A 24,290-nucleotide genomic window follows, 5' to 3' on the forward strand; every position below is an offset into this window, starting at 1 on the left:
GAAAAGCGCCTACATTTCGCCGCGTTCGCGCCTGATGGCGAACCATTTCTCGACATTCGCATTGTGCTGCTGAAGCGTTTCGGCGAAAATATGGCCGCCCTTCCCATCCGCGACAAAATAGAATGCCTTGGTCTTCGCAGGATTCAACACCGCCTCGATAGACGCTCTTCCGGGGTTGGCGATCGGGCCTTTGGGCAAGCCGACCATCGCATAAGTATTATAATCGTTGACCTGCGCTATTTCCGATTGCCGGATCCGACGGCCGAGCGGCTTGCCTTTGGTGATCGGATAGATGATCGTAGGGTCTGCCTGCAGCATCATATTCTTGCGAACACGGTTGCTATACACACCAGCAACAATCCGGCGCTCTCTAGCCAGAGCCGTTTCTTTTTCGACAATGCCCGCCAGAATGATCGCCTCTTCGCGCGTTTTGACAACGCTTTCCTGGGTTCGCTTAGGCCAAAGCTCTTCAATTGCGTCCTTCATCGCCTTTTGCATACGCAACACCACGGCTGACCGTTGCTCGCCACGTTCAAAGCTATAGCTATCGGGCAGGACGGAACCTTCCGCAGGCACTGGAATATCGCCTTTCAACAGTTTTTCGGCCATGAGTTTTTCATGCACGATGATTGATGGTGTGCCTTCGGGAATGGTAATCAGGCGTTGTACCGCTTTCCCACCTTGCAGAATATCCAGGATTTGCGCGTTGCTCGCCCCGGGCGGGATTTCAAATTCACCAGCCTTGATCGGCTCCGAGCCGCCAAGGATTTTTGCGCGCGACAGAAAAGCATCCGCAGATTTTATAACGCCTTCGGTCTCCATGGCCTTTGCCGCCATACCGAGACTCGATCCGGATTTAATGATGATCGTCCGCTGGTTCTCCAACGGTCCATCACTATTCCAGCCATAGATAAAATTGCCTGCGATCAGGGTTGCTACGATAGCCGCTGCTATCAAAACGAGACAACCGAGACGGCGCATTACCCTAGACTGCTTTCATGATGATGCTGGCATTGGTTCCGCCAAAGCCAAAGCTGTTGCTGAGCACAGCATTGACCTTCCGCTGTTTGGCAACATGCGGCACCAGATCAACGCCGGCGCATTCTTCTTCCGGATCATCCAGATTCAGTGTCGGCGGAACCGTCTGGTCGCGCATGGCCAATATGCAGAAAATAGCTTCAACAGCACCAGCCCCGCCGAGCAGATGCCCAATTGCGGATTTGGTCGAACTCATCGACATGGTCGCGATATCGTCGCCGAACAAGCGACGCACCGCGCCCAGTTCGAGCACATCAGCCATGGTAGACGTGCCATGCGCGTTGACATAGTCAATATCCGCTGTGGTCAGGCCGGAGCGTTTCAACGCCATGGTCATAGAATTGAAAGCACCGGTGCCGTCCGGATGAGGGGCCGTCACGTGATAGGCATCTCCGGACAGGCCGTAACCGACCACTTCACAATAGATTTTCGCACCGCGTGCTTTGGCGCGTTCATATTCTTCTAGCACGACAACACCAGCGCCCTCACCCATTACGAAACCGTCGCGATCCTTGTCATAGGGACGGGAAGCGGCTGTTGGATCGTCGTTGCGTTTCGTTGACAGCGCCTTGGCTTGCGCAAAACCGGCAATACCGATCGGACAAATCGTTGCTTCCGCGCCGCCAGCCAACATCACGTCGGCATCATCCAGCGCGATCATTCTCGCCGCGTCTCCGATGCTGTGCGCACCGGTCGAGCAAGCCGTGACGACAGCGTGATTGGGGCCCATCAGGCCATATTTGATCGAAACTTGCCCGGAAATCAGATTGATCAAGCGTCCGTGCACAAAATGCGGGCTAACGCGACCCGGTCCGCGCTCCTTGAGGACCAGAGATTCTTTCTCGATTCCTGGAAGGCCGCCAATGCCGGAACCAATCGAGCAACCGGTACGCAGCTTGTCTTCATAGGACATGTCGAGCAGGCCAGCATCTTCAAACGCTTGTCCTGCGGCATCAATGCCGTAAATTATAAAGGGATCCACTTGGCGCTGTACCTTGTGGTCAACGCGCAGATTGGGATCAAAGCCAAATTCATGATCCGCCGGCTTTACTTCGCAAGCGATATGACATTTTTGATCGGACGCATCAAAGCGTTCAATTTTCCCTGCGCCGGACTTGGATGCAAGAATATTGTTCCAGGTCGTTTCTACATCTCCGCCTAATGGCGTTACGAGTCCCAATCCGGTTACAACTACACGGCGCATTCTAGCTTCTCCTTAAAGGCTTCCTTTGCCCTAAATCAAAAAACGGCCACCGGTTCAGGATGTTTCTCCCGGGCCGGTGAGCCGCTTCGCTGTTTTCCAGCGGTTGTTGGTCCCGAGGTCCGCCCATTTCTATGGCAGCACCTCAAAATCAATTAACCCTTGTTTTTGTCGATGAAATCGATCGCGTCTTTGACGGTGCCGATTTTTTCTGCGGCGTCGTCTGGAATTTCAACACTGAATTCTTCTTCAAACGCCATTACCAACTCAACAATATCAAGGCTGTCAGCGCCGAGATCATCAATGAAAGCAGCTTCTTCGGTCACTTTGTCGGCTTCAACACCCAAATGCTCAACAACAATCTTTTTTACGCGGTCTGCGGTCTCACTCATGAGAGGTCCTTTTTCGTTATATTAATTTCGCTTTTGTCCTAGTGGCATGCTGCGCCGCATGCAAGAGGGCAACAGCAGCTTTGTGAAATGAGAAAAATTAACGGCGCAATCTCCCGTTGCGAAAATCATCCTCAATGCCCGCAAGCGTCCCGCGCCACTCAAAATATTGATAGGCCCATTCTCGCATTTCATCGGCTGCCGGATATCCCGCTGCGCTCAAATCTTCATCCATCTTTCCGGAATGGAAAATATCTTTCAGCATTTGCTGCTCGGTCGCGAGGACATTCCGATCATAATATTCATCGAGCCACGGTTTGAAATCTCCAAGTTTTTGGATATTTTCAATCAATCCATCGGTGAGCATCCAGCCATCCATTATTGATACGCGAAAAGCATTGCGGGCCTGTATATCCGACCATCCATATTTGGCCCGGCAGGCTTTCACGAAATCCTGCACCGAATTATATGCTTCAATCTCTTTGCCAGCGCTTGCTAGCGCATAATGAGCCTGCGCCTGTTCGGCCGATATCTGGCTGCTCATACAGTCGATATTTTCAGTGGCCAGCAAACCCTGTGTTGGCATCGATTGTTGTGGGTTTGCCGCTATCGCCAAAATCAGGAGAGAGAATAGCATCTAAACTGCCTGCTAGCTGATCATTGCCATGCCGCCATTGACGTGCAGAGTCTGGCCGGTGACATAAGATGCTTCCTGACTGGCCAAATAGACCACGGCCGCGCCGATATCGCCACCAGTCCCCATTTTTCCAGCAGGAATCTTGCGATTAATTTCGTCCTTCTGGGCATCGGTCAACGCATCTGTCATCGGGGATTCAATGAATCCGGGCGCGACGCAATTGACTGTGATACCGCGAGAGGCAAGTTCCTGCGCCAGTGCCTTGGACATGCCCACCAGACCGGCTTTGGATGCCACATAATTGGCTTGGCCCGGATTGCCAGTCGCGCCAACGACAGAGCTGATTGAAATGATGCGACCCGTGCGGGCTTTCATCATAGGACGCGCAGCAGCCCGAATGAGGCGAAATGCGGATTCGAGATTGACCCGAATCACATCGGAAAAATCTTCATCCGACATTCGCATGGCCAATCCATCGCGAGTGATTCCAGCGTTATTGACCAATATGTCTAGCTTACCAAGCTTCGCCACCGTATCCGGAACCAGCGCATCGACTTCTGCTGATTCCGATAAATTGCAGGGCATGGCGACATGACCTTCTCCAGCCATTTGAGACATTACATCTTTCAGCACCTCCTCACGGGTGCCTGACAGTGCAACGGCAGCGCCTTGCGCGGCGAGGGACTTTGCAATTTCAGACCCGATGCCTCCGGATGCTCCGGTCACCAACGCTGTCATTCCCGTTAAATCAAACATGCAAATTTCCTCAATATTCAAGATAGTAAAGCACGAAATCTTCCGGTTTTGCACCGTTTGATTCGTATAGTTTCCTGGCCGGTATATTGTCTTTTTCTGTTCCCAGCCAGCACTCTTCGCAGCCCCAGTCTTCGGCCATTTCCAAGACTTTTTTAAGGATCATCTTGGCAATACCCTTGCGGCGGAGTTCGGGAATCACATCAATCTCATCCAGATAGAGCTCATCTTCCTTGTCCGGTCGCCGATGGACCATGGCGGTTGCTTTCCCAATCACCACGCCATCAAGCAGCGCGGCGACAAGCCAATGTGTTTCTTCAGCCAGATAGGACTGCAACAGATTTGACTGCACCGGTGCATCAAACAGGTCATCGGCAACAACATGCATGAGCGACTGATTTTCAGTCGTAACCTCAACAACTTCGATAGTTCCAATGTCTGTCAATTCAGGCGTCCTTCAAGAAGCTCTCGATATCATCCATTGAAATAAGACTGACGGTTTCCGCATCGGGGGCAATTTTTTTGACCATTCCGGTGAGGACCTTGCCTCCGAATTCCACAAATTGTTCGACGCCAGTTTCCGCCAATTGGCCAACCGACTCCCGCCAACGCACGGTTCCGGTTACTTGCTGAACCAGCAGGCTCCGAATTTCATTAACGTCGGAAACTGCGGCTGCAGTAACATTGGCAAAGACAGGAACCACCGGCGGGAACAGGCTGGCTTCGGCCAAAGCTTCTTCCATCGCCTCAGCAGCGGGCTCCATCAACGAGCAATGGAAGGGCGCTGACACCGGCAGTAAAATACCGCGCTTTATTTCATGTTCTTTCGCCGCTGCAATCGCGCGTTCGATGGCACCCAAATGCCCCGAAATGACCACTTGGGTCGGATCATTATCGTTCGCGACTGTGCATATTTCGCCCTGAGCAGACGCTTTCGCCAATGCAGATGCTTTTTTAATGTCGGCTCCGAGCAAGGCTGCCATGCCACCCTCTCCAACGGGCACCGCTTTTTGCATGGACTGTCCGCGCAATTTCAACAATTCCGCCGTGGTACTCAGATTCAAAGCGCCAGCAGCGCATAGAGCGGTATATTCACCCAGACTATGTCCAGCGACATAAGAGCAAAGATCACCGAGCGCCTTGCCACCTTCCTTTTCCATGACCCGCAATGTCGCAATAGCATTCGCCATAATCGCTGGCTGAGCATTTTCGGTGAGAGTCAACTCGTCTGCAGGCCCTTCGCACATCAGTTTGAACAGACTTTGACCCAATGCATGATCGACTTCTTCAAACACTTCGCGTGCGGTGCTGCTGGCTTCGGCAAGGGCTTTGCCCATGCCCACAGCCTGACTGCCTTGTCCTGGAAAAATAAATGCGCGCATGTTGACCCCCAAGTTTTCAAATTTGTTTTGAGGGAATTAGGCACGATTGATTGGTCATGCAAGCACCGCGGGTGCCATGTAAAACCATTGCGCAATATTAACCGTCTGATTAAGCCGTCTTTATGACGGATGAAATGCTTCATGAAAAACTGACCGCTTATTGCAAAAAAACATATGGCGCCGATGGTAATCTCGAAGGAGTACGCAGGCTATCTGGCGGCGCCAGCATGGAAAGCTGGTCCTTTGCTTATGCCGGGGAAAATTTTGTTTTGCGCCGCTTACCCAGCGGGCTTTCTTCCGATGACGATGGATTGCGCGGCGTTCCTCTGGCGACCCAGGCCGATATTATCGAACTCGCCCGCATCGCTGGTGTTACCGCCCCGCAAGTCCGCGGACGGTTGGAAGCTTGTGATGGCCTAGGCGAAGGTTTCATCATGACCAAGGCCGAAGGAGAAACCCTGCCGCATAAAATATTGGGCAATCCGGAATTTATCGAGGCCGAGAGCAAATTGACCCAACAATGTGCCGAGGAACTGGCCTCTATTCACCAGATTCCCGCAGATAGCCTGCCCTCTTCGCTCGAATATTTTTCTCCCAAGGAACTGATCCAGCTTCAAAAAGATACATATGACGAAATTGGCGGGCAACTTCCCATGTACGAATATGCCTTCCACTGGTTGCACCAGAACGCGCCAGACGCGACCGACAAATATCTCGTTCATGGCGATTTCCGCATGGGCAATTTGATGATCGATCATCACGGCCTCTCTGCGGTGCTTGACTGGGAATTGGTCCGGATCGGAGACCCCGTCCAGGATCTCGCCTATTTGTGCACGCCGAGTTGGAGATTTGGCCACTATGAAAAAACTGCCGGGGGCTTCGACAGCGCAGAGGCATTGTTAAAAGCCTATGCAGAAGCCAGCGGCACCGATGTTGACGCCGACCGTTTTCGCTTTTGGCTCATTTATTCAACCCTGTGGTGGGGCGTCGCCTGCATGGTGATGGGACAAATCTGGCGCAGCCACGGCGACCGTTCGCTCGAACGCACGGTGATTGGCCGACGCGTGTCAGAAGTGGAGATTGATCTCGCCCTGTTGCTCGAGGAAGCTCTGCCGGATCAAATCTGCACACCGCTGGATTGGACGCCACCCGACGAAAAAGCCGTCATTGGCGAGACGAGTTTTGGGGAGCTCTTAACCGCCTTGGGCGAATGGAATTCCAAACAGGTCCAGCCCGACCTCAAGGGCCATGACAAGTTCCAATCCCGCGTCGCAGGCAACGCGCTTGGAATCGCAAAACGACAAGCCGAATGGGGACCGGGTTTCGATGAAGCCAGCCATCGCCGGCTGGCTGCTATCGGTTATGATCATGGACAGCTATGCGCAGGACTTTCAAACGGAGACATTGCGATTACCGCTCCGGCCATTTGGGATCATCTTAGACTGTCTGCCCTTGAACGTCTGTCCATTGATCAACCCAAATATGCCGGCCTGAAAGTCGCGCTCAACAAATGGAGTCCAGCATGACAAATTTTGAAATTCCCCAGGAAATTGAAGATTATCTAGGTGTATTGGACAAATTTATTGAGGCGGAAATCAAACCAATAGAACAGCGTGATGACAATATCCGCTTCTTCGACCACCGACGGGAAGATGCGCGTACAAATTGGGAAGATCAGGGACTGCCAACCGAAGAATGGGAAGCATTGCTCGTTGAGATGCGGAAGACCGCCGATGCCGCTGGCCATTATCGCTATGCATTGCCTGAAGAGTTTGGCGGTCAAAATGGTACAAACCTCGGGATGGCCCGCATCCGGGAGCATCTTGCTGAAAAAGGCCTGGGTCTGCACAATGACTTGCAGAATGAAAACTCCATTGTCGGAAATCTGGTCCAACCCCTTATGCTTCGTGACTTTGGCACGGACCAGCAAAAGCGCGACTATATCCCCGAAATGCTCGCGGGAAGAATGGGCTGGTGCTTTGGCCTGACGGAAAAAGATCATGGCTCTGATGCGACATGGATGGACACCACCGCGGTTCGGGAAACCCGTGACGGCGTCGATGGCTGGCTGATCAATGGTAATAAAATGTGGACCACGGGCTTGCACAAAGCGTCTCATGTGATGACTTTTGCAAGGCACAGCGGCAAAGATGGCGATGCAAAAGGCATTGGCTGCTTCATCGTGCCTGTGGATGCAGAAGGCTTCGAGATCGGTGAATATATGTGGACATTCAACATGCCCACTGACCATCCGAAATGCTCATACACAAATGTCTGGATCCCAGCAGATGCGGTCCTCGGAGATCTCGACATGGGCCTCGCCTGCGCACAGCATTTTGTTCATGAAAACAGAATACGCCAAGCCGCCTCGTCGCTTGGCGCTGCCCAATTTTGTATCGATGAATCGGTAAAATATGCAGGAGAGCGCAAACCGTTCGGAAAGCCTCTGTCGGTCAATCAGGGCATTCAATTTCCCTTGGTCGAGCTGCACACGGAAGCGGCAATGCTGCGTCAGTTAATCTACGCTACCGCCGCAAAAATGGACACGATGCCGAAACCAGACGTCGCCAAATATCTCTCTGCCCAAGTGAGCATGTGTAACTATCGCGCCAATCGGCTATGTTGCGATTCCGCCGATCGCGCGATGCAGGTGCACGGCGGCATGGGCTATTCGCGTCACAAGCCGTTTGAACATATTTACCGGCATCACCGACGCTACCGGATCACGGAGGGTGCTGAAGAAATTCAGATGCGAAAAATTGGCGGGGATATGTTCGGATTTTTGCACAAGAAAAAATAGCGACTTCCGACAAGACGCTTTTTTTGAAAGCACAATTTTCTTGAAGTCAAAGAGCGCGCCCGAACCTGCAGATATAGCGGGGTCGAATTACATATTTTATCGCGAACCCACGGATTTATGACCTATTTCTATATCGTGTTCTGGATTGATTTCCGACAATAAACGGATGGCCTCAGCGACCTTGATTGCGGCAACATGCTGATCCAATTCATCCAATTGGGACAAAATCAGAGTCAGCGAACCGGCAATCTCCTGAATTTGATAGTCGTTATCCAATTGCCTCTCCCCAAGTCATTCAACCATCTATTCGCAACGCCAAATCAATTGGTTACAATCAGATTCAGCCTCGAACATTCGATGATCAGCTTTACCCGGGCTTTTGCCATTACTTGATAAAGCTTCAAAACCGCAGCAGAGCCATAGTCCGCAAGCGAGTTTAACAATGACTTGTGACGAGAACACAAGAACTTCGCAAAGCACGAAACCCATCTAGTCAATGTCTGGATACTGACTGACCATCTCGCTGGACAGTGTCAAGATATAAAGATAACATGCGTCGAGATGGATTTTGAAACTGGCCCCCCCCATGCCAAGAAATCGCGCTATCATCACGGTGATTTGCGCGCAGAATTGTTGAAGGCTGCCGAGGCCATATTATCGGAAAATGGGATAGAATCATTCTCCTTGAGAGCAGTTGCAAAAAGGGCTGGCGTTAGTCACGGCGCACCCTCTCACCATTTCTCAGACGTGCGAGGGTTACTCACATCTCTAGCCGGCATTGGCTTTCAGCGCTTCGTTCGAACACAAATCGATCGTCAGAGTGAGGCAAAAGCCGACTCTGTTTCACAATTGGCTGCATCTGGCCTTGGCTACATTGACTTTGCGATAGAAAACCCTGCGCTCTTCAGATTGATGTTCAATTCCGAACAGCCCGACCATCTTGATCAGCACTTGGCCTTTGAAGCATTTTCAGCGTTTAACAAACTGGTTGTCGACGTGAAAAATGTCCGCAAAATAGACCCTTATTCGGATCCGGTTGTGATGAAAGACGTCATGTCGGCATGGGCGATTGTGCACGGATTGGCCAATTTGATGATTTCCAATCGTGCCGGAACAGCAATGGATTTTGCACGAATGAGCAAAGCCGATCGCGATGCGGAACTTACAGATATTATTCTGCGGGCAATCGGACTGTCGGCCAACACCTAAGCTTATGCAGGACATGCCGACACTTGACTTGCATTCCCCCATCAATTCCGCCATAGGCGCCGCTTCCGAGTGATTTGGCCCGTCCGAATCAATCGGAAAATAGAGAAAGCCGGAGGGGCGTCTGCATGGTGCGGCGTCAGCGATCGGTGGTAAAAAAAGGAATGATTGCATGCCAATGTATGAGCATGTCTTCCTCGCGCGTCAGGATTTGAGCCAGTCTCAAGTTGATAGCCTCGCGCAGGAAGCTACCAAAATTGTTGAAGACAATAAGGGCAAGGTTGTTTTGACCGAAACCTGGGGCTTGCGCACGCTTGCCTATAAAATCCAAAAGAACCGCAAGGCACATTATGTCATGCTGCGCCTCGATGCGCCCGGCAGTGTTGTCTCGGAACTCGAACGCCAGACCCGGATCAACGAAGATGTGATCCGTTTCCTGACCATTCGCGTCGACGAGCATGAAGAAGGCCCGTCCGTGATGATGCGTAAACCTGAACGTGATCGTGAACGCAAACCGCGCCGCGATTTCGACAAAGATTAAGCCAGAGAAGGAGTTAAAACATGGGACGTCCATTTTTCCGTCGCCGCAAAAGCTGCCCCTTTTCCGGCAAAAATGCAAAACCAATCGACTATAAAGACGTGAAGACGCTGCAAGGATTCATTTCCGAACGCGGCAAAATCGTACCAAGTCGTATCACCGCAGTTTCCGCCAAGAAGCAACGCGAGCTCTCCAGAGCTATCAAACGCGCTCGCCATCTTGGCCTGCTGCCCTACCTCGTGAAATAGGAGCGAAACAATGGATATTATTTTGCTTGAACGCGTAGAGAATCTGGGAAGCATTGGCGACGTAGTCACCGTTAAAAACGGGTATGCTCGCAATTTTCTGCTGCCAAATAAGAAGGCTTTGCGCGCCAATGAGGCGAACAAGAAGGTCTTCGAAGCCAATCGCGCGCAGATCGAAGCCGACAATGAAGCGAAACGCAAGGAAGCAGAAGCTGCATCCGGCAATGTTGATGGGAAGCAGATCGTTCTGATCCGCGCTTCATCAGCTAGTGGCCAGCTTTATGGCTCAGTATCGGTTCGTGATATCATCGAAGCGCTTGCTGCCGATGGTGCTGTGGTCGAAAAAAGCATGGTCATTCTGGAAAAACCGATCAAGACCCTCGGTGTTTTCGATGTCCGCATCCGTCTTCACCCGGAAGTCAATGTCACCATCCAGGCCAATGTGGCCCGTTCGGATGACGAAGCTGATCTCCAGAAGGACGGCATCGACGTTATCGCTCAGATGTTTGAAGAGGATCAGGCTGAATTGGCTGCGACCGCTCTTGCACCTGATAGCGAAGATGACGGTGAAGAAGCCGTTGAAGCTGACGCAGATACCGAAGCCGCGACGGAAACTGAAGAAACAGCAGAGCAGGACGATACCGAAAGCAAGGAATAGTCCTATTCTGACTTTAATATTGAAAGCCCGGGTCCGGACTGTCGCAAGACAGCTTTTAAGACCCGGGCTTTTGCTTTGGAGGCTGGGTTGAGCGACGACTGGCAATCTGCTTTTGCAAAAGATGCGTCGCTTTTTCCGCATCTCGCTGACCTCCAAAAGGATCAGGTGCTGCTCTCGACATTGAGCGAAGTGGCCTTTCAGCAGGCCAGTTTTCTCGATCAACGCCTGTTCACACCTGACCTGCAGCGACAAATCGTGTCCTGGGCGGATATTGCGTCCGTGCCTTTATCCGCGCAGCACAAGCCTCACTATATTTTTCACATAGGCCATGTCGGCTCCACGTTGATTTCGCGGCTCCTCGGAGAACTGGATAATATATTCGCTCTTCGCGAACCGGCAATATTGCGGCAGTTGGCGGATATATATGTCGATATGCCGGAGAATATTGGTTGGTCAAAAGATGAGCAGGCAAAAAGGCTTAGCCAATTGGAAGCTTGGCTTTCCCGTGCCTTCCACACCAATCAGCATGTGATGATCAAGGCCAGTAGCTTTGTCAGCCCGCTTGCCCGCCCTCTGCTTGCCGACAAAGGTAAGGCGCTGTTTCTGTTTGCGCCGCTCGAACGCTATCTTCCTACCATTTTGGCGGGAGATGCCTCGAAGCAGGAAGCAACTGCTTTGAACGATATCAGGCAATACCGGCTTGAGCAGCATTTGGGACAGCCGCTGCCAGAAGCCGGAAAACTATCACTCGCCAAAACGGCAGCCCTTGGCTGGCTATGCGAAATGGTGACGCTCCATGATGCTGAGATAAACAGTCCTGGTGCAAGCATCATATGGATGGATTTTGATGATTTTCTAAGCGAGCCTGCAGAGCGGTTGATGACCGCAGCCAGCCATTTCGGGCACTCCCTGTCCGCTGAGCGTGCCCAGAGTCTGATTTCCAGCCCGATCATGACCAGCTATTCGAAGGCGCCGGAATATGACTATAGCGCCTCGTTGCGTGAAGAGCTTCTTGCCGAAGCCGCGCAATTTCATGCTGACGATATAAAGCAGACCCTGCTATGGGTCGACGTATTGGTGCAACGATTTCCCATGGTGGCCGCTGCAATGGCAATAGCAGAAACGAGACGATAATGTTCAAGCAACTCAGCTTACTCAATCCGGCGCAGGTTAATGAACTGAAGAAGATCGCTGGCGCGGCCAAATTTGTCGACGGCAAGATCAGCAATCCGCACAGCAAGGTAAAGAATAACCTGCAGTTGCACGATGTTGAAGGGTATAAAAAATCTTCGGAAATTCTGCACGATGCACTGATGAGCAATCGCGAATTTGTAGATTTTGCTTTTCCCGAAAGGGTCGCACCGCCGCTGATCACGCGCTACCAACCGGGTATGAACTATGGATTACACGCCGATAGCGCGATCATTCCCCTGCCCGATGGCCCCCTGCGTTCCGATTTGAGCTGCACGATCTTTCTAAGCGATGTGAACGACTGCAAAGGCGGCGCATTGCACGTCACCCAAGGAGAAGCAGGCATGCGTTTCAAGGGTGGCCCGGGCACTGCCATCGTATATCCATCCTACACTTTGCACGAAGTCGAGCCTGTTACCGAAGGCGAACGGATGGTTGCAATTACCTTCATCCAAAGCAAGGTCCCTGACGTGATGAAGCGTAATTTGTTGTACGAACTCAATGAAGTGGCGGCGCTGGAAGGCCTGAACATGGCGCAAGAAAACTATGCCCGCTTACAGGCGGTGCAATATAATCTGATGCGCGAGTGGATGCGTTAGGCAGGCTTGCGCCTCAATAGCCCATCAAGCTCATGACTTCCTTGCGGCTGCGCGCATCATCCAGAAAACAACCCAGCAAACGGCTGGTGACCATGCCCACGCCCGGCGTGCGGACACCGCGTGCGGTCATGCAACTGTGACTGGCTTCGATCACAACCGCCACACCATCAGGTTTCAGATTTTCCCAGATACATTCAGCAACCTCGGCGGTCAGCCGTTCCTGAACCTGCAAACGCCGCGCAAAACCGTGGAGGACGCGGGCTAGTTTGGAAATACCGACAACCTTGTCGGTCGGCATATAGGCGATGCTGGCTTTGCCGATGATCGGCGCCATATGATGCTCGCAATGCGAATGGAACGGAATATCTTTCAGCAGGACCAGCTCGTCATAGCCGCCCACTTCCTCAAAGGTCCGCGCCAAGTGCATTGCAGGATTTTCGGCATAGCCTTCACAATATTCTTTCCAGGCCCGTGCCACACGTTTTGGCGTGTCGACCAACCCTTCGCGCTCTGGATCATCGCCGGTCCAGCGCAGCAATGTACGCACGGCATCCTGAACTTCCTCCGGAACCGGGATTTTTTTCGCTTCGCGCTCAGCAAGCGCATCAGCAATCGAATGGGAATAATCAGCCAAGACAGGTCCTTCAGTTCATCAGAAACAATGCCGACAAACTAGGCGCGCATCAGATCATGCGCAAGTGCACCTTAGTGCATGATCTGAGAAAATAAGGAAGGTGGCGCGCCCAGGAAGATTCGAACTCCCGACCTCTTGATTCGTAGTCAAGCACTCTATCCAGCTGAGCTATGGGCGCTAACCAGACGGTGCAGATAGGGCGTGATGCCCGCTCTGGCAACCCGTTTTTATCATTTTTCCAAAGCGAGCAGCGCTTGTTCCGCTTCCATCGCTTCAAGACTGTCCAAAGTTTGCCGGACGAGGGTATATTCTATAGGAAATGGGAAGGTTTTTGCTTTCACCCGAATATTTCCATCCGACCGCAATATAAGCTCTGCTTTTGCGGCGAGCGGCAGATCATTGGCCACATATTGCCCGGCATCGTTGCGTTTCACATCGGTTAGAATCACCATATCCGGCAGAATTTTCAAGACAAAGCCGTGGGTCCAGCCATCCACGGCATAGGCACGCCCTTTTTCTATCCGAATTCGCTTCTTGATGGACGAGATCGTCCACATTCCGTCAATCGGGAGCGCTTCCGACTGATCAACCGCATAACGGTCCGGCAGAAGCGCATTGAGCAACCCCGCCGGCTTTTGGATGGTCCCGTCTGCATTGGTCGGATTTGTCTGGCTGGCGATATTTTCACTGGCAAGCGTGGCAAATTCACCGGCTGGGAAAGAATCGAGATAGGATCGATAGGCTGCGACTGTATCGGCATTCAAAGCCCCTTCCCACGCCAGCGCATCCAGTGCGGATTCGTCCAATGATATGATTTCGGAAGTTTCAGAGAAAGCGGGAGGCTCTGCACCGCTGGTCGCGTCAACCAGGTAAACCGGAGTTCCTGTGATGCTGGCACTGACAAAGGGACGTTGCGTCCCGCCCGTTGCCATCAAAACGTCATCGCGCACCATGCCGCCCAATAGCTGCACGGGAAGGCCGGCCTGCGGCAAGCGGTTGGCGAAAGAGCTGGCAAAGGGGGAATTGTCGCTATCTCCGTCGACCGCCGTCTGGCCCGGTGCAGCGGCATAGATCACCAGTATGTCATCGGCATCAAACCCGGCGAGTCCGCGACTCATGGAACGTGTCTCGGATTTCCAGGTTCCGGCAAAAGGATTGTTGCGGCATGCGTCGAGCACAACCATCCGTATCTGTGCGCCGGACACCGCCTCTACCACGCGATCAAGGTTGAGCGCCTCATAGGGAAGGTCGAGGTCTGCGTTGAGTTCGGCATCTACCGGAATGAGCCAGTTCTTGCCCTGACCTTCAATCCCATGCCCCGCATAATAGACCATCGCGACATCGGCGCCGTTGGCCTTGATCCGAAAGTCACGCAATGCCCGCTGAAAATCCCTGATCGACAGGTTTTGTGCCACAATGACGTCATCGAAGCCCGCCTCCCTGGCCGAGGCGGCGACAACCGCCGCATCATTGGCGGGATTGGCCAATGTGCTGGTATTCTCATATTGCGAATTGCCGACGATCAGCGCGACACGCTTCGCCTCTACCCCGCCGGACAACGACAAGATGACAAGGACATATAAGGTCAGGCAAAGTCTAAACATGGGCTTTCCTAGCCGCTATATCCTGCCCGACTGTGCCAAGACACACAATATGCAATGGCGTTGCCGGAAATCCCGCTATTTTTCAGTCAAGGCCGCCTGCGCTGCCGCCAGACGCGCAATCGGCACCCGATAGGGCGATGCGCTGACATAATCGAGACCGGTTTTCTCGCAGAAGGCAATGGATGCCGGATCGCCGCCATGTTCGCCGCAGATGCCCAGCTTGATATCGGGTCGGGTTGCCCTGCCCCGTTCTGCTGCCAGTTCGATCAACTGGCCAACACCTTCAATATCCAGGCTGACAAACGGATCGCGCGGGAAAATGCCTTTGTCGACATATTGGGTCAGGAAACGCCCAGCATCATCGCGGGAAACGCCCAAAGTCGTTTGGGTCAGGTCATTGGTACCAAAGCTGAAAAACTCGCCATGCTCGGCAATTTTACCAGCCATAAGAGCGGCCCTCGGCAGTTCGATCATCGTACCGACAAGATATTCGATTTCCCGGCCTTTTTCAGCGAAGACTTCTTTCGCCATGCGATCGACCGCATCCTTCATCAATTCCAGTTCGCGCGCGGTCGCGACGAGCGGGATCATGACTTCGGGAATAGGCGCTTCGCCACTAACTTCCGCCACTTCACAAGCGGCTTCGAAAATCGCGCGGGCCTGCATTTCATAGATTTCTGGATAGGTGACGCCCAGACGGCAACCACGGTGGCCGAGCATCGGATTGAATTCGTGCAGCTCATTGGCGCGCTGTTTCAGCGTTTCCACACCCACATTGGCAGCATTCGCTACTTCTTCAAATTCTGACTGATGATGCGGCAAAAATTCGTGAAGCGGGGGATCGAGCAAGCGGATTGTTACCGGCAAACCGACCATGACCTCGAAAATCTGGCGGAAATCGTCGCGTTGTTCTGGCAGCAGCTTTGCCAGCGCCTCCCGGCGGCCCGCCTCGTCGGATGCCAGAATCATCTGGCGCACGGCGGTGATGCGGTTGGCATCAAAGAACATATGCTCGGTCCGGCAAAGCCCGATACCTTCTGCACCAAAGTCGCGCGCAACCTTACAATCCAGCGGCGTTTCCGCATTGGTGCGCACGCCAAGGCGCCGCACTTTATCGGCCCAGACCATCAAGACGCCGAAATCGCCCACCAGTTCTGGCTGTATCGTCGCAACACGACCGGCCATCACCTGACCATTGCTGCCATCAATGGTCAACAAGTCGCCCTCTTTCAGTTCGCGTCCATCGACCTTCATGACCTTGGTTTCATTGTTGATCGAAACCGTACCAGCGCCGGAAACACAAGGCCTTCCCATGCCTCTGGCGACCACAGCAGCATGTGACGTCATGCCGCCACGGGCCGTCAATATGCCTTTGGCCGCGTGCATGCCGTGAATATCTTCCGGAGACGTCTCTGTCCGCACGAGGATCACATCGTCACCCATTTCCGTACGCCGTTCGGCTGTATCACTGTCAAAGACAATCAAGCCGCTGGCCGCCCCCGGAGATGCTGGCAGGCCGGTGGTCAGCACATCGCGCGTGGCTTCCGGATCCAGCGTCGGGTGCAGCAACTGATCAAGCGCCATCGGATCGACGCGCAAGACGGCTTCCTCCTCGGTGATCAGGCCATCATGGGCCATATCCACAGCGATCTTGAGCGCTGCCTTGGCGGTCCGCTTGCCCGAACGGGTTTGCAGCATCCACAGTTTTCCGCGCTCAACGGTGAATTCGATATCTTGCATATCGCGATAATGACGTTCGAGCAGGTCAAAGACATCGGTCAGCTCTTTATAGGTGTCCGCCATGGCCTCTTCCATCGAAAGCGGCTTGGCATTGGCTTGCTCGCGCGCGGCTTTGCTAAGATATTGCGGGGTACGGATACCGGCCACAACATCCTCGCCCTGCGCGTTGATCAGCCACTCGCCATAATAAGCGCTTTCGCCGGTTGCCGGATTGCGGGTGAAGGCCACGCCGGTGGCGCTGGTTTCGCCCATATTGCCGAACACCATCGCCTGTACATTGACGGCCGTGCCCCATTCTGCAGGGATATCGTTCAAACGGCGGTAGACTTTCGCCCGGTCCGCCTGCCAGCTACCGAATACGGCGCTAACGGCGCCCCAAAGCTGGTCATTGACGTCTTGTGGAAACGGCTTGCCCCATTGTTCCTCGACCAGCGCTTTATATTGGCTGACCAGCGCTTTCCAATGCTCAGACTCCATCTCAGTATCGGTGAAGAATCCATTGTCTTCTTTTGCAATTTCTAGCGCTTCTTCAAAAGAATCATGATCCAGTTCGAGCACCACATCGGAATACATCTGGATGAACCGGCGATAGCTGTCCCAGGCAAAACGCTCGTCACCGGAGGTCTTCGCGAGCCCTTCCACAGTGGCATCGTTCAGGCCGAGATTGAGCACCGTATCCATCATCCCGGGCATGGAAGCGCGGGCGCCAGAACGGACCGAAACCAGCAGAGGATCGGCGGCATCGCCAAATTTCTTGCCCGTCACTGCCTCAATATGGGCAACGCCCTGTGCCACTTCGGCGGTCAAGCTGTCGGGATATTGCCCTGCATTGTTCATATATTCAGTGCACATTTCCGTGGAAATTGTGAACCCGGGAGGAACCGGTAATCCAATATTGGCCATTTCAGCGAGATTGGCACCTTTGCCACCGAGCAAGTTGCGGGCCTCTGTCGAATCCGTCGGAGCACCATCGGCGTCCATACCGCCGCCAAAACGATATACATATTGGGTCATTTGTTTGCCTGCTCCGTCAATGTCATAAAAAAGCCCTCAGCTAAACTTTACAAACTTTACACTGTTATGAATCAAATCTCTTCTAACCCTCGATCTTCGAGAAATCGGCAACTTGATGCACCGCATCACGGAAGCGCGCCAGCAGGGCTAGCCGGGCTTCACGCTTATCTTGGTCATCGTCGTTCACGGTCACATCCTCGAAAAACTGGTCAATCGGCGCGCGCAAAGCCGCCAGCGCGGTCATCGCGGTTTCAAACTGCTCTGCCGCAATGGCAGCGGTGACTTCCGGCTGTGCAGCGTCCAGAGCGTCTATGAGAGCCTTTTCGGCTTTTTCCGGCGTGTAGGACAGCGGTTTCGCAATGCCGTCGCCTTCTTTTTTCAAGATATTCGAAGCCCGCTTGTAACCCGCGAGCAGGTTCACCCCATCCGTGGTCTCGACAAATGCCTGCAAAGCCTCTGCTCGAAATTTGATGCGGTCTATACGGGTATCGGTTCGTGCGTTCCATCTTTGCGAGGCATCCACAATATCGTGACGAACACCATCATCTCGTAATTGAACCTTTAGCCTATCGACATAAAAATCAGGGATCAATGTAAGGAGGCTACGGCGGGCAATATCTTCTTTCGACAGATCTTTCTTTGGATCATCTTGACCCAGCCAAAACTCTACGACGAAATCTGATTGCAGAATTATACCGTTGTCCAGGATTATCCGAATGATTCCCAAGGCTGCGCGCCTGAGAGCAAACGGATCTTTTGACCCGGTCGGAAACAATCCAATATCAAAGAACGAGAACAGCGTATCCAGCTTATCCGCCAAACTCACCCAAACCGTCACCGGATCGGTCGGCACATCATCGCCTTGCCCGACCGGCTTATAATGATCGCGGATCGCGTTTGAGACTTGCACGGGAAGCCCCTCTTTTTCTGCATAATAGCCGCCCATCAAGCCTTGCAGCTCGGGGAACTCGCCGACCATTTCGGTGACGAGATCAGCTTTGCAGAGACGTGCGGCCTGCTTGGTCTGTTCCGGGTTGGCACGGAGTAACCCAGTCCCTTCTAAAGACGCCAACCACTCAGCCAGCTTGGCCACACGCTCTACCTTGTCGGCAACCGTTCCCAATTTCTCGTGGAACACAATGTTGCTCAATTTCTTCGCATGCTCTTCCAACTTGGTCTTCTGGTCCAATTCCCAGAAGAATTTCGCGTCGGAGAGCCGCGCGGCGAGGACTTTTTCATTCCCCGCGACAATTGCTTTGCCGCCATCGCTGGCGTCGATATTTGCCGTGCAGACAAAATTCGGCGCCAAAGCACCGTTTTTGTCGCGGCAGATGAAATATTTCTGGTTCACCCGGGCGGTCAGCTGGATCACTTCTTCGGGTACATCCAGAAACGCGGGGTCAAAGCCGCCGAGCAAAGGCACAGGCCATTCGGTCAGGCCGGCATTTTCGATGACCAGGCCTTCGTCTTCGACCAGATCCAATCCGGCATCCGATGCGGCCTTGGCGGCACCGTCGCGGACGATATTCTGGCGCTCTTCATGATCTACGAGGACGTGCGCCGCTTTTAGCGCGGCGGCATAGTCAGACGCATTGGCGACCGTGACCGCGCCCTGATGGTGGAACCGATGTCCGACCGTCTCAAAGCCTGACGCCACGCCGTCAATCTCGCATGGCACCAAATCATCGCCCAATATCGCGATGATGCCGCTCAAAGGCCGCACCCAGCGCAGGCTCTCGGTGCTTTGGCTGGCATTCCCCCAACGCATCGACTTGGGCCATGGGAAGGCCTTGATGATCGTCGGAATAGCTTCAGCCAGAACTTCCTTTGTATCGCGGCCCGGCCTGTTGATCACGGCAAAGAAGGTCGGACGCCCTTTGACGTCCCGCACTTCCAGCTGGTCGCGGGTCACGCCATTTTTGCGGCAGAAACCGTCTACAGCCTGATCGGGTGCGGCTTCGGGCGGCCCCTTTGCTTCTTCGTTGACGGCTTCGGTCTGTGCCGGCAGGTCTTTTGCAATGAGCGCCAATCGTCTGGGCGTCGAATAGACGGTGATCGCGCTAGCCTTTAGACCGGCTTCCGCCATTTGCGTAACGAACAACCGTTCGAGATCAGCACGCGCCTTTGCCTGCATCCGCGCAGGAATTTCTTCTGACAGCAATTCTAGGAGGAAATCCGCCATTATGCGTCCCACCCGTTTTTCGCCATATAGGCTTCACAACTGCCCTTCGCGAGATCGCGGACCTGTCCCATATAGCTGGCGCGTTCCTGCACCGAAATCACGCCGCGGGCCTGTAACAGATTGAATATATGGCTCGCTTTGATCGCTTGCTCATAGGCAGGCAACGGGAGCTTCTTGTCCAGACATTGCTTGCATTCTTTGGTCGCCATCTTGAACATTTCAAACAATGTGACTGTGTCGGCAATCTCGAAATTCCACTCCGACATCTGCTTCTCATTCTCTAAGAAGATATCGCCATAAGTGACTCCGGAACCGTTATAATCCAAATCATAGACGCTATCGACACCCTGAATATACATCGCAAGACGTTCAAGCCCGTAGGTCAATTCTCCGGTGACGGGCTTGCAGTCAAAACCGCCCATCTGCTGGAAATAGGTGAATTGGGTGACTTCCATACCGTCGCACCAGACTTCCCAGCCAAGGCCCCAGGCGCCCAAGGTAGGGCTTTCCCAGTCATCTTCGACAAAACGGATGTCGTGCAGCATCGGGTCAATGCCAATCGCAACCAGACTGTCGAGATAAAGCTGCTGAATGTCAGGCGGCGAAGGCTTTAGAACCACCTGATATTGGTAATAATGCTGGAGCCGGTTCGGATTCTCGCCATAGCGACCATCGGTCGGGCGGCGGCAAGGCTGCGCAAAAGCGGCATTCCATGGATCGGGGCCAAGCGCGCGCAATGTCGTCGCGGGATGGAAGGTCCCTGCTCCCATTTCCATGTCATAAGGTTGCAGAATCGCACAGCCATGATCACCCCAATATTGATGGAGTTTCAATATGATCTGCTGGAAGCTGAGCGGCTTCTGGTCGGTCAATGTGATAGCTTTCTTCGCCGGTAAATTCGGTGTGCAATGAATTCGGCAACGCTTTGGCGGATGGTGCTGCACGGGTCAAGAAACTATATCCATTTGGACGCTCAAGTTATCCTTTCCCCGCCAACGGTGTTAATCCTACATTCAGTGAATATATCTCAACGATTTCAGATGATTAAACCAAAATTGCTATCGTCCCGGCTTGTCACTCTTTTTGCATTGAGTGCCTTCATGCCCATTGCCAGCCCCGCTTTGGCGGAACAGTCAGCCATTGAAGAAGCCGCAGAAGCTGCCGTGGAGGCCACTGCGGATGCCGTTGCCTCGGTCGCCGCTGCCGGCAGCAAGGTGGAAGGAACGGCCGAAAATGCATCAATCATCCAGCAGAAAGAGGAAACGCGCCTAAAACGCAAAGAGGCCTTCGACTTCAAACCGAGTCCGGCGCTTTGGAAAATTGGTGATGCCGATTCTACTGTCTATCTTTTTGCCGCTATCAAAGGAGTTCCGCAGCCGATAAAATGGCAAAGCGAGGCCTTTAATCGTGCGCTGCAAAACGCTGATAATATTTATTTCGAAACCCCGCACATCCAACGGCGAGACCGGAAGAGCCGCCGGCAATATGAGCGAGAAGCGTTTCACAAACTTATCCGGCACGATCGCGATCGCATAGAAGACCGATTTGCTCCCGGCCTTTTCAATCAGATACAGGACGATTTAAGAATTGCCGAGACAATCGGTGACTTCATGCCAACTTGGCTAGTGTTGACAATGGTGGCTGGCAGCGACCGGATGTTTCAACCAGGGCAGAGCAATCGCTATCTCGACTTCCGCATTGCAAATGCGGTCCTTGATCGAGATGTGACGGTCGGCGGGCTGGAAGACCCCTCTTATATTATCGATACCCTCAACAAGGTCGGCGAAAAGAAGCAGCGAAAATGGCTCAACAGCTTTGTCAGAACCGAGTTGGCCGCGGACCAATCGAAGCGATATAAAGCCCGAAAACACGGCAGCAATGGCAGAGTTGGCGTCTTGTCAGCGCGCGAATCTCAAGGGGTGACATGGGCAAAAGGTCTGCCGCCAACAGCTGAAGCGACTATGCCCGCCGGCTTAAACGATCTATTTCAGAAAATCAGAACCGCACGCATGAAAAAATGGCCGTTAAAAATCACTGCAATGCTGGACCAGCCAGGAACCAGTCTGGTGATCGTCGATCAGCAATATCTATATGGTGAGAACAATCTGCGGACCGCACTTGAAGCCCGCGGATATATGGTCGATCTGATGGAATAGGCTGCAACCCAATCCAAAGCCCATTGACTATCCGCACCTCCCTTGGATGCCTTCGCATCCAAGACGACAGTCGCTCGGTCTATTCAGCCGCTACCATTTCAGCCGCCCGTTCGACAGTGACCGGCGTCGCGTTGAGCACAGCGTTGCCAGACAATCGATCAAAGCTTGTCGGGTCGGTCAAATCATTGAGCGAAACTCCCGGTTTTTCGCGGGCCACGGAAAGGTCGACGCCTTCACGTCCGTGACCAAATCCATGGGGAATAGAGACCACGCCCGTCATGACGTCATCGGTCACTTCCACCACTATATCGACGCTGTTCACCCGGCTTTGCACAGAAGCAAAATCACCGTCTGACAGCCCCCGCGCTGCAGCATCCTCAGGATGGATCATCAACGTGCAACGATCCGGACCTTTCAGCAACCGCTTGCTATTGTGCAGCCAGCTGTTGTTCTGCCGAACGTGCCGACGGCCAATGAGCCGCAGCCGATCGGGCTGCTCATCCTTTAACGAAGCTGCAAATCTCTGCAACTCGGTCAGAAAATCAGGATGGGCGCATAAGATCATTTTGTCCTCGGTGCGCAACCGTTCGGCCATGCACGGCCGCAAAGGACCGAGATCGATGCCATTGGGCGCTGCCTCCACTTCCGCCAGCGTCAATCCGGCGGGAGAGCTTTGCAACATACCATCAAGAACATCGCGCGGTTCGCGGATATTGGGGACATCTTGCCCGTCCTGCACCAAGATTTCCCGGGCCAGTTCGGCAACGATTTCCCAATCGGTCTTCTCGCCATCCTGCAGATCGAAGATCGCGGGAGAATAGCTGGCATAGTTGCGGATCGCGAGCGGTCCGAAGAAAAACGGATAATGATCCTTTTCCAGTGGCCCGCACGGCGGCAGGATATAGTCGGCATGACGACTGGTTGCGGTGACGTACATGTCAAAGGACACCATGAGATCCAGATTTTCCAACGCACGGTCGAGCTTGGCGCCATCGGGCGCCGACAAGACCGGATTTCCGGTCACCACAAATAAAGAGCGAACCCGCTCATTGTCATCGCGCAGCAACTCATCGGCAAAGGTCACCATTGGCAGCTCGCTCATCACCGATGGCATTTCTCCGCGGACCGTGTCTTCTGTCCGCACAGACCCCCTGCCCACCAGATTAATCGTGTCGAGCGCCGGTTCCGGTACCATCGTTCCGCCCACCCGGTCCAGATTGCCGGTGGCGATATTGATCACCTGGATCAACCACTGGTTCAGGGTACCGAATTCGCAGACCGACACGCCCATCCGGCCATAGATGGCAGCGGGCTGGTCCGCAGCCAACTCAGCCGCCATTTCCTGCATGACTTCGACGGCGATACCGCAATGGGCCGATAATTCATCCATAGCAAAGCCGGCTATCGCTGGTTCAATGGAGGCCCAGCTATCATCGAGAATGTCATCCAACCGCGACGTATCGACCTGCCCTGCGTCAAAAACCGCTTTCAATATACCGATCAAAAGCGCCGTGTCCGTCCCCGGTTTCACGAAATGATGCGCATTTGCCAATTTGGCGGTTTCGGTACGGCGCGGATCGACGACGACCATCTTCCCATCTCTCGCGCGCATTTCTTTCACCCGTTTCTTAAAGTCGGGCACCGTCCAGATGCTGCCGTTGGAAGCAGCCGGATTGCCGCCAATGATCAGCAGATACTGGCTGCGGTCGATATCGGGTACGGCCGCAAGACTTACATGGCCATACATATGATATTGCACGACATGATGCGGGATTTGATCCAGCGTTGAAGCCGAATAGACGTTTTTCAATCCGATCGCGCGTCGCAATGTACCGATCTGGGTAGAGATCCCGTAATCATGCGCGCTGGGATTGCCCATATACATGGCAGGTTTGGCACCCTCTCCTTTGAGCGCCGTAAATTTTGATGCAATCTCCGAGAAAGCCTGCTCCCACCCAATTTCCTGCCATTGGCCGTCCACTTTTTTAACGGGTTTGTGAAGGCGGTCAGGATCATCCTGGAGGTCGGCAATGGCCGTCGCCTTGGGACAGATATGTCCCCTACTCAGGACATGGTCCGGATTGCCCTTGATCGAGAGTATCTCGCGGCCCTCGACCTCAATCAATACGCCGCAATTGGCTTCGCAGATATGACAGGTGCGGGCGTGGATCGTGCTCATCAAAAACCTCCTAGATTTAATCATCCGGCTAACAGATTCGACGGACGGTTGCCAGTGGTGCTTTATAGCCACGCACATTTTGCTGGGCATTTGCTGTCAATTGTTGGATGAAGCTCGCCTCAATTCTTTGTCGGAGCAATTTTT

General features: G+C 53.4%; 23 protein-coding genes and 1 tRNA gene. 9 read left to right on the plus strand and 15 right to left on the minus strand.

Features of this window, described 5'->3' with window-relative positions:
• Positions 1-9 precede the first annotated feature (9 nt).
• The 7 genes from mltG to fabD form a co-directional block, all read right to left on the minus strand.
• Positions 10-981, minus strand: coding sequence for an endolytic transglycosylase MltG (gene mltG / locus ABJV08_RS11995; protein ID WP_348038047.1), 972 nt, complete (start codon positions 979-981; stop codon positions 10-12).
• Positions 982-985: 4 nt separating this feature from the next.
• On the minus strand, positions 986-2,242 hold the full coding sequence (gene fabF, locus ABJV08_RS12000; protein ID WP_348038045.1) for a beta-ketoacyl-ACP synthase II: 1,257 nt from the start codon (positions 2,240-2,242) through the stop codon (positions 986-988).
• A 152-nt stretch (positions 2,243-2,394) separates the two neighbouring features.
• Positions 2,395-2,631, minus strand: a complete 237-nt coding sequence (locus tag ABJV08_RS12005) for an acyl carrier protein (protein WP_089132491.1) — start codon at positions 2,629-2,631, stop codon at positions 2,395-2,397.
• Between the two features lie 97 nt (positions 2,632-2,728).
• Entirely contained in the window at positions 2,729-3,265 is a 537-nt protein-coding gene (locus ABJV08_RS12010; RefSeq protein ID WP_348038043.1) for a hypothetical protein, read from the minus strand.
• A gap of 12 nt (positions 3,266-3,277) precedes the next feature.
• A complete protein-coding gene (gene fabG, locus ABJV08_RS12015; RefSeq protein WP_348038041.1) occupies positions 3,278-4,021 on the minus strand; it encodes a 3-oxoacyl-[acyl-carrier-protein] reductase in 744 nt (247 codons plus the stop codon).
• Between the two features lie 10 nt (positions 4,022-4,031).
• On the minus strand, positions 4,032-4,463 hold the full coding sequence (locus ABJV08_RS12020) for a GNAT family N-acetyltransferase (RefSeq protein WP_348038039.1): 432 nt from the start codon (positions 4,461-4,463) through the stop codon (positions 4,032-4,034).
• A 1-nt stretch (position 4,464) separates the two neighbouring features.
• Complete coding sequence (gene fabD / locus ABJV08_RS12025) at positions 4,465-5,400, minus strand: ACP S-malonyltransferase (protein WP_348038037.1); 936 nt, start codon at positions 5,398-5,400, stop codon at positions 4,465-4,467.
• Between the two features lie 122 nt (positions 5,401-5,522).
• On the opposite strand from fabD, the gene ABJV08_RS12030 reads away from it, so the two are divergent.
• Entirely contained in the window at positions 5,523-6,926 is a 1,404-nt protein-coding gene (locus ABJV08_RS12030; RefSeq protein WP_348038035.1) for a phosphotransferase family protein, read from the plus strand.
• Positions 6,923-8,200, plus strand: coding sequence for an acyl-CoA dehydrogenase family protein (locus ABJV08_RS12035; RefSeq protein WP_348038033.1), 1,278 nt, complete (start codon positions 6,923-6,925; stop codon positions 8,198-8,200). Before ABJV08_RS12030 ends, ABJV08_RS12035 begins: the two co-directional genes overlap by 4 nt.
• Before the next feature lie 96 nt (positions 8,201-8,296).
• On the opposite strand, the gene ABJV08_RS12040 is transcribed toward ABJV08_RS12035, so the two are convergent.
• A complete protein-coding gene (locus ABJV08_RS12040; RefSeq protein WP_348038031.1) occupies positions 8,297-8,476 on the minus strand; it encodes a hypothetical protein in 180 nt (59 codons plus the stop codon).
• A gap of 285 nt (positions 8,477-8,761) precedes the next feature.
• On the opposite strand from ABJV08_RS12040, the gene ABJV08_RS12045 reads away from it, so the two are divergent.
• The 6 genes from ABJV08_RS12045 to ABJV08_RS12070 all read left to right on the plus strand — a co-directional run bounded on the left by ABJV08_RS12045 (position 8,762) and on the right by ABJV08_RS12070 (position 12,637).
• Entirely contained in the window at positions 8,762-9,409 is a 648-nt protein-coding gene (locus ABJV08_RS12045) for a TetR/AcrR family transcriptional regulator (RefSeq protein ID WP_348038029.1), read from the plus strand.
• 169 nt (positions 9,410-9,578) lie between these two features.
• Positions 9,579-9,947: a 30S ribosomal protein S6 gene (gene rpsF, locus ABJV08_RS12050; protein WP_348038027.1), complete on the plus strand. Its 369-nt coding sequence runs from the start codon at positions 9,579-9,581 to the stop codon at positions 9,945-9,947.
• Positions 9,948-9,967: 20 nt separating this feature from the next.
• Positions 9,968-10,192, plus strand: a complete 225-nt coding sequence (gene rpsR, locus ABJV08_RS12055) for a 30S ribosomal protein S18 (RefSeq protein ID WP_067199291.1) — start codon at positions 9,968-9,970, stop codon at positions 10,190-10,192.
• A gap of 10 nt (positions 10,193-10,202) precedes the next feature.
• Complete coding sequence (rplI, locus tag ABJV08_RS12060; protein ID WP_348038025.1) at positions 10,203-10,847, plus strand: 50S ribosomal protein L9; 645 nt, start codon at positions 10,203-10,205, stop codon at positions 10,845-10,847.
• A gap of 87 nt (positions 10,848-10,934) precedes the next feature.
• Positions 10,935-11,981 carry a hypothetical protein gene (locus ABJV08_RS12065; protein ID WP_348038023.1) on the plus strand — a complete coding sequence of 349 codons (1,047 nt, stop codon included), beginning with the start codon at positions 10,935-10,937 and terminating at the stop codon, positions 11,979-11,981.
• Positions 11,981-12,637 (plus strand): Fe2+-dependent dioxygenase, encoded by a 657-nt coding sequence (locus tag ABJV08_RS12070; protein ID WP_348038021.1) that lies wholly within the window; start codon positions 11,981-11,983, stop codon positions 12,635-12,637. The genes ABJV08_RS12065 and ABJV08_RS12070 overlap by 1 nt, the downstream gene beginning before the upstream one ends.
• A 13-nt stretch (positions 12,638-12,650) precedes the next feature.
• Here ABJV08_RS12070 and folE read toward each other — a convergent pair whose 3' ends face one another.
• The 6 genes from folE to ABJV08_RS12100 all read right to left on the minus strand — a co-directional run bounded on the left by folE (position 12,651) and on the right by ABJV08_RS12100 (position 20,683).
• Complete coding sequence (gene folE, locus ABJV08_RS12075) at positions 12,651-13,271, minus strand: GTP cyclohydrolase I FolE (protein ID WP_348038019.1); 621 nt, start codon at positions 13,269-13,271, stop codon at positions 12,651-12,653.
• 101 nt (positions 13,272-13,372) lie between these two features.
• Positions 13,373-13,449: transfer RNA gene (locus ABJV08_RS12080), tRNA-Arg, on the minus strand.
• A gap of 52 nt (positions 13,450-13,501) precedes the next feature.
• Entirely contained in the window at positions 13,502-14,875 is a 1,374-nt protein-coding gene (locus tag ABJV08_RS12085) for a caspase family protein (protein WP_348038017.1), read from the minus strand.
• Between the two features lie 75 nt (positions 14,876-14,950).
• On the minus strand, positions 14,951-17,629 hold the full coding sequence (gene ppdK / locus ABJV08_RS12090) for a pyruvate, phosphate dikinase (protein ID WP_348038015.1): 2,679 nt from the start codon (positions 17,627-17,629) through the stop codon (positions 14,951-14,953).
• An 82-nt stretch (positions 17,630-17,711) separates the two neighbouring features.
• A complete protein-coding gene (glyS, locus tag ABJV08_RS12095) occupies positions 17,712-19,811 on the minus strand; it encodes a glycine--tRNA ligase subunit beta (protein WP_348038013.1) in 2,100 nt (699 codons plus the stop codon).
• Positions 19,811-20,683, minus strand: a complete 873-nt coding sequence (locus tag ABJV08_RS12100; RefSeq protein ID WP_348038011.1) for a glycine--tRNA ligase subunit alpha — start codon at positions 20,681-20,683, stop codon at positions 19,811-19,813. The genes glyS and ABJV08_RS12100 overlap by 1 nt, the downstream gene beginning before the upstream one ends.
• 228 nt (positions 20,684-20,911) lie before the next feature.
• Here ABJV08_RS12100 and ABJV08_RS12105 point away from each other — a divergent pair, with 228 nt between their 5' ends.
• A complete protein-coding gene (locus tag ABJV08_RS12105; RefSeq protein ID WP_348038009.1) occupies positions 20,912-21,967 on the plus strand; it encodes a TraB/GumN family protein in 1,056 nt (351 codons plus the stop codon).
• A gap of 79 nt (positions 21,968-22,046) precedes the next feature.
• Here ABJV08_RS12105 and ABJV08_RS12110 read toward each other — a convergent pair whose 3' ends face one another.
• The gene (locus ABJV08_RS12110) at positions 22,047-24,146 is read right to left on the minus strand and encodes a molybdopterin oxidoreductase family protein (RefSeq protein WP_348038007.1); all 2,100 of its coding nucleotides are present in this window, start codon (positions 24,144-24,146) and stop codon (positions 22,047-22,049) included.
• Between the last annotated feature and the right edge of the window lie 144 nt (positions 24,147-24,290).

The sequence above is a fragment of the Parasphingorhabdus sp. genome, assembly GCF_039982395.1.
Taxonomy (GTDB): domain Bacteria; phylum Pseudomonadota; class Alphaproteobacteria; order Sphingomonadales; family Sphingomonadaceae; genus Parasphingorhabdus.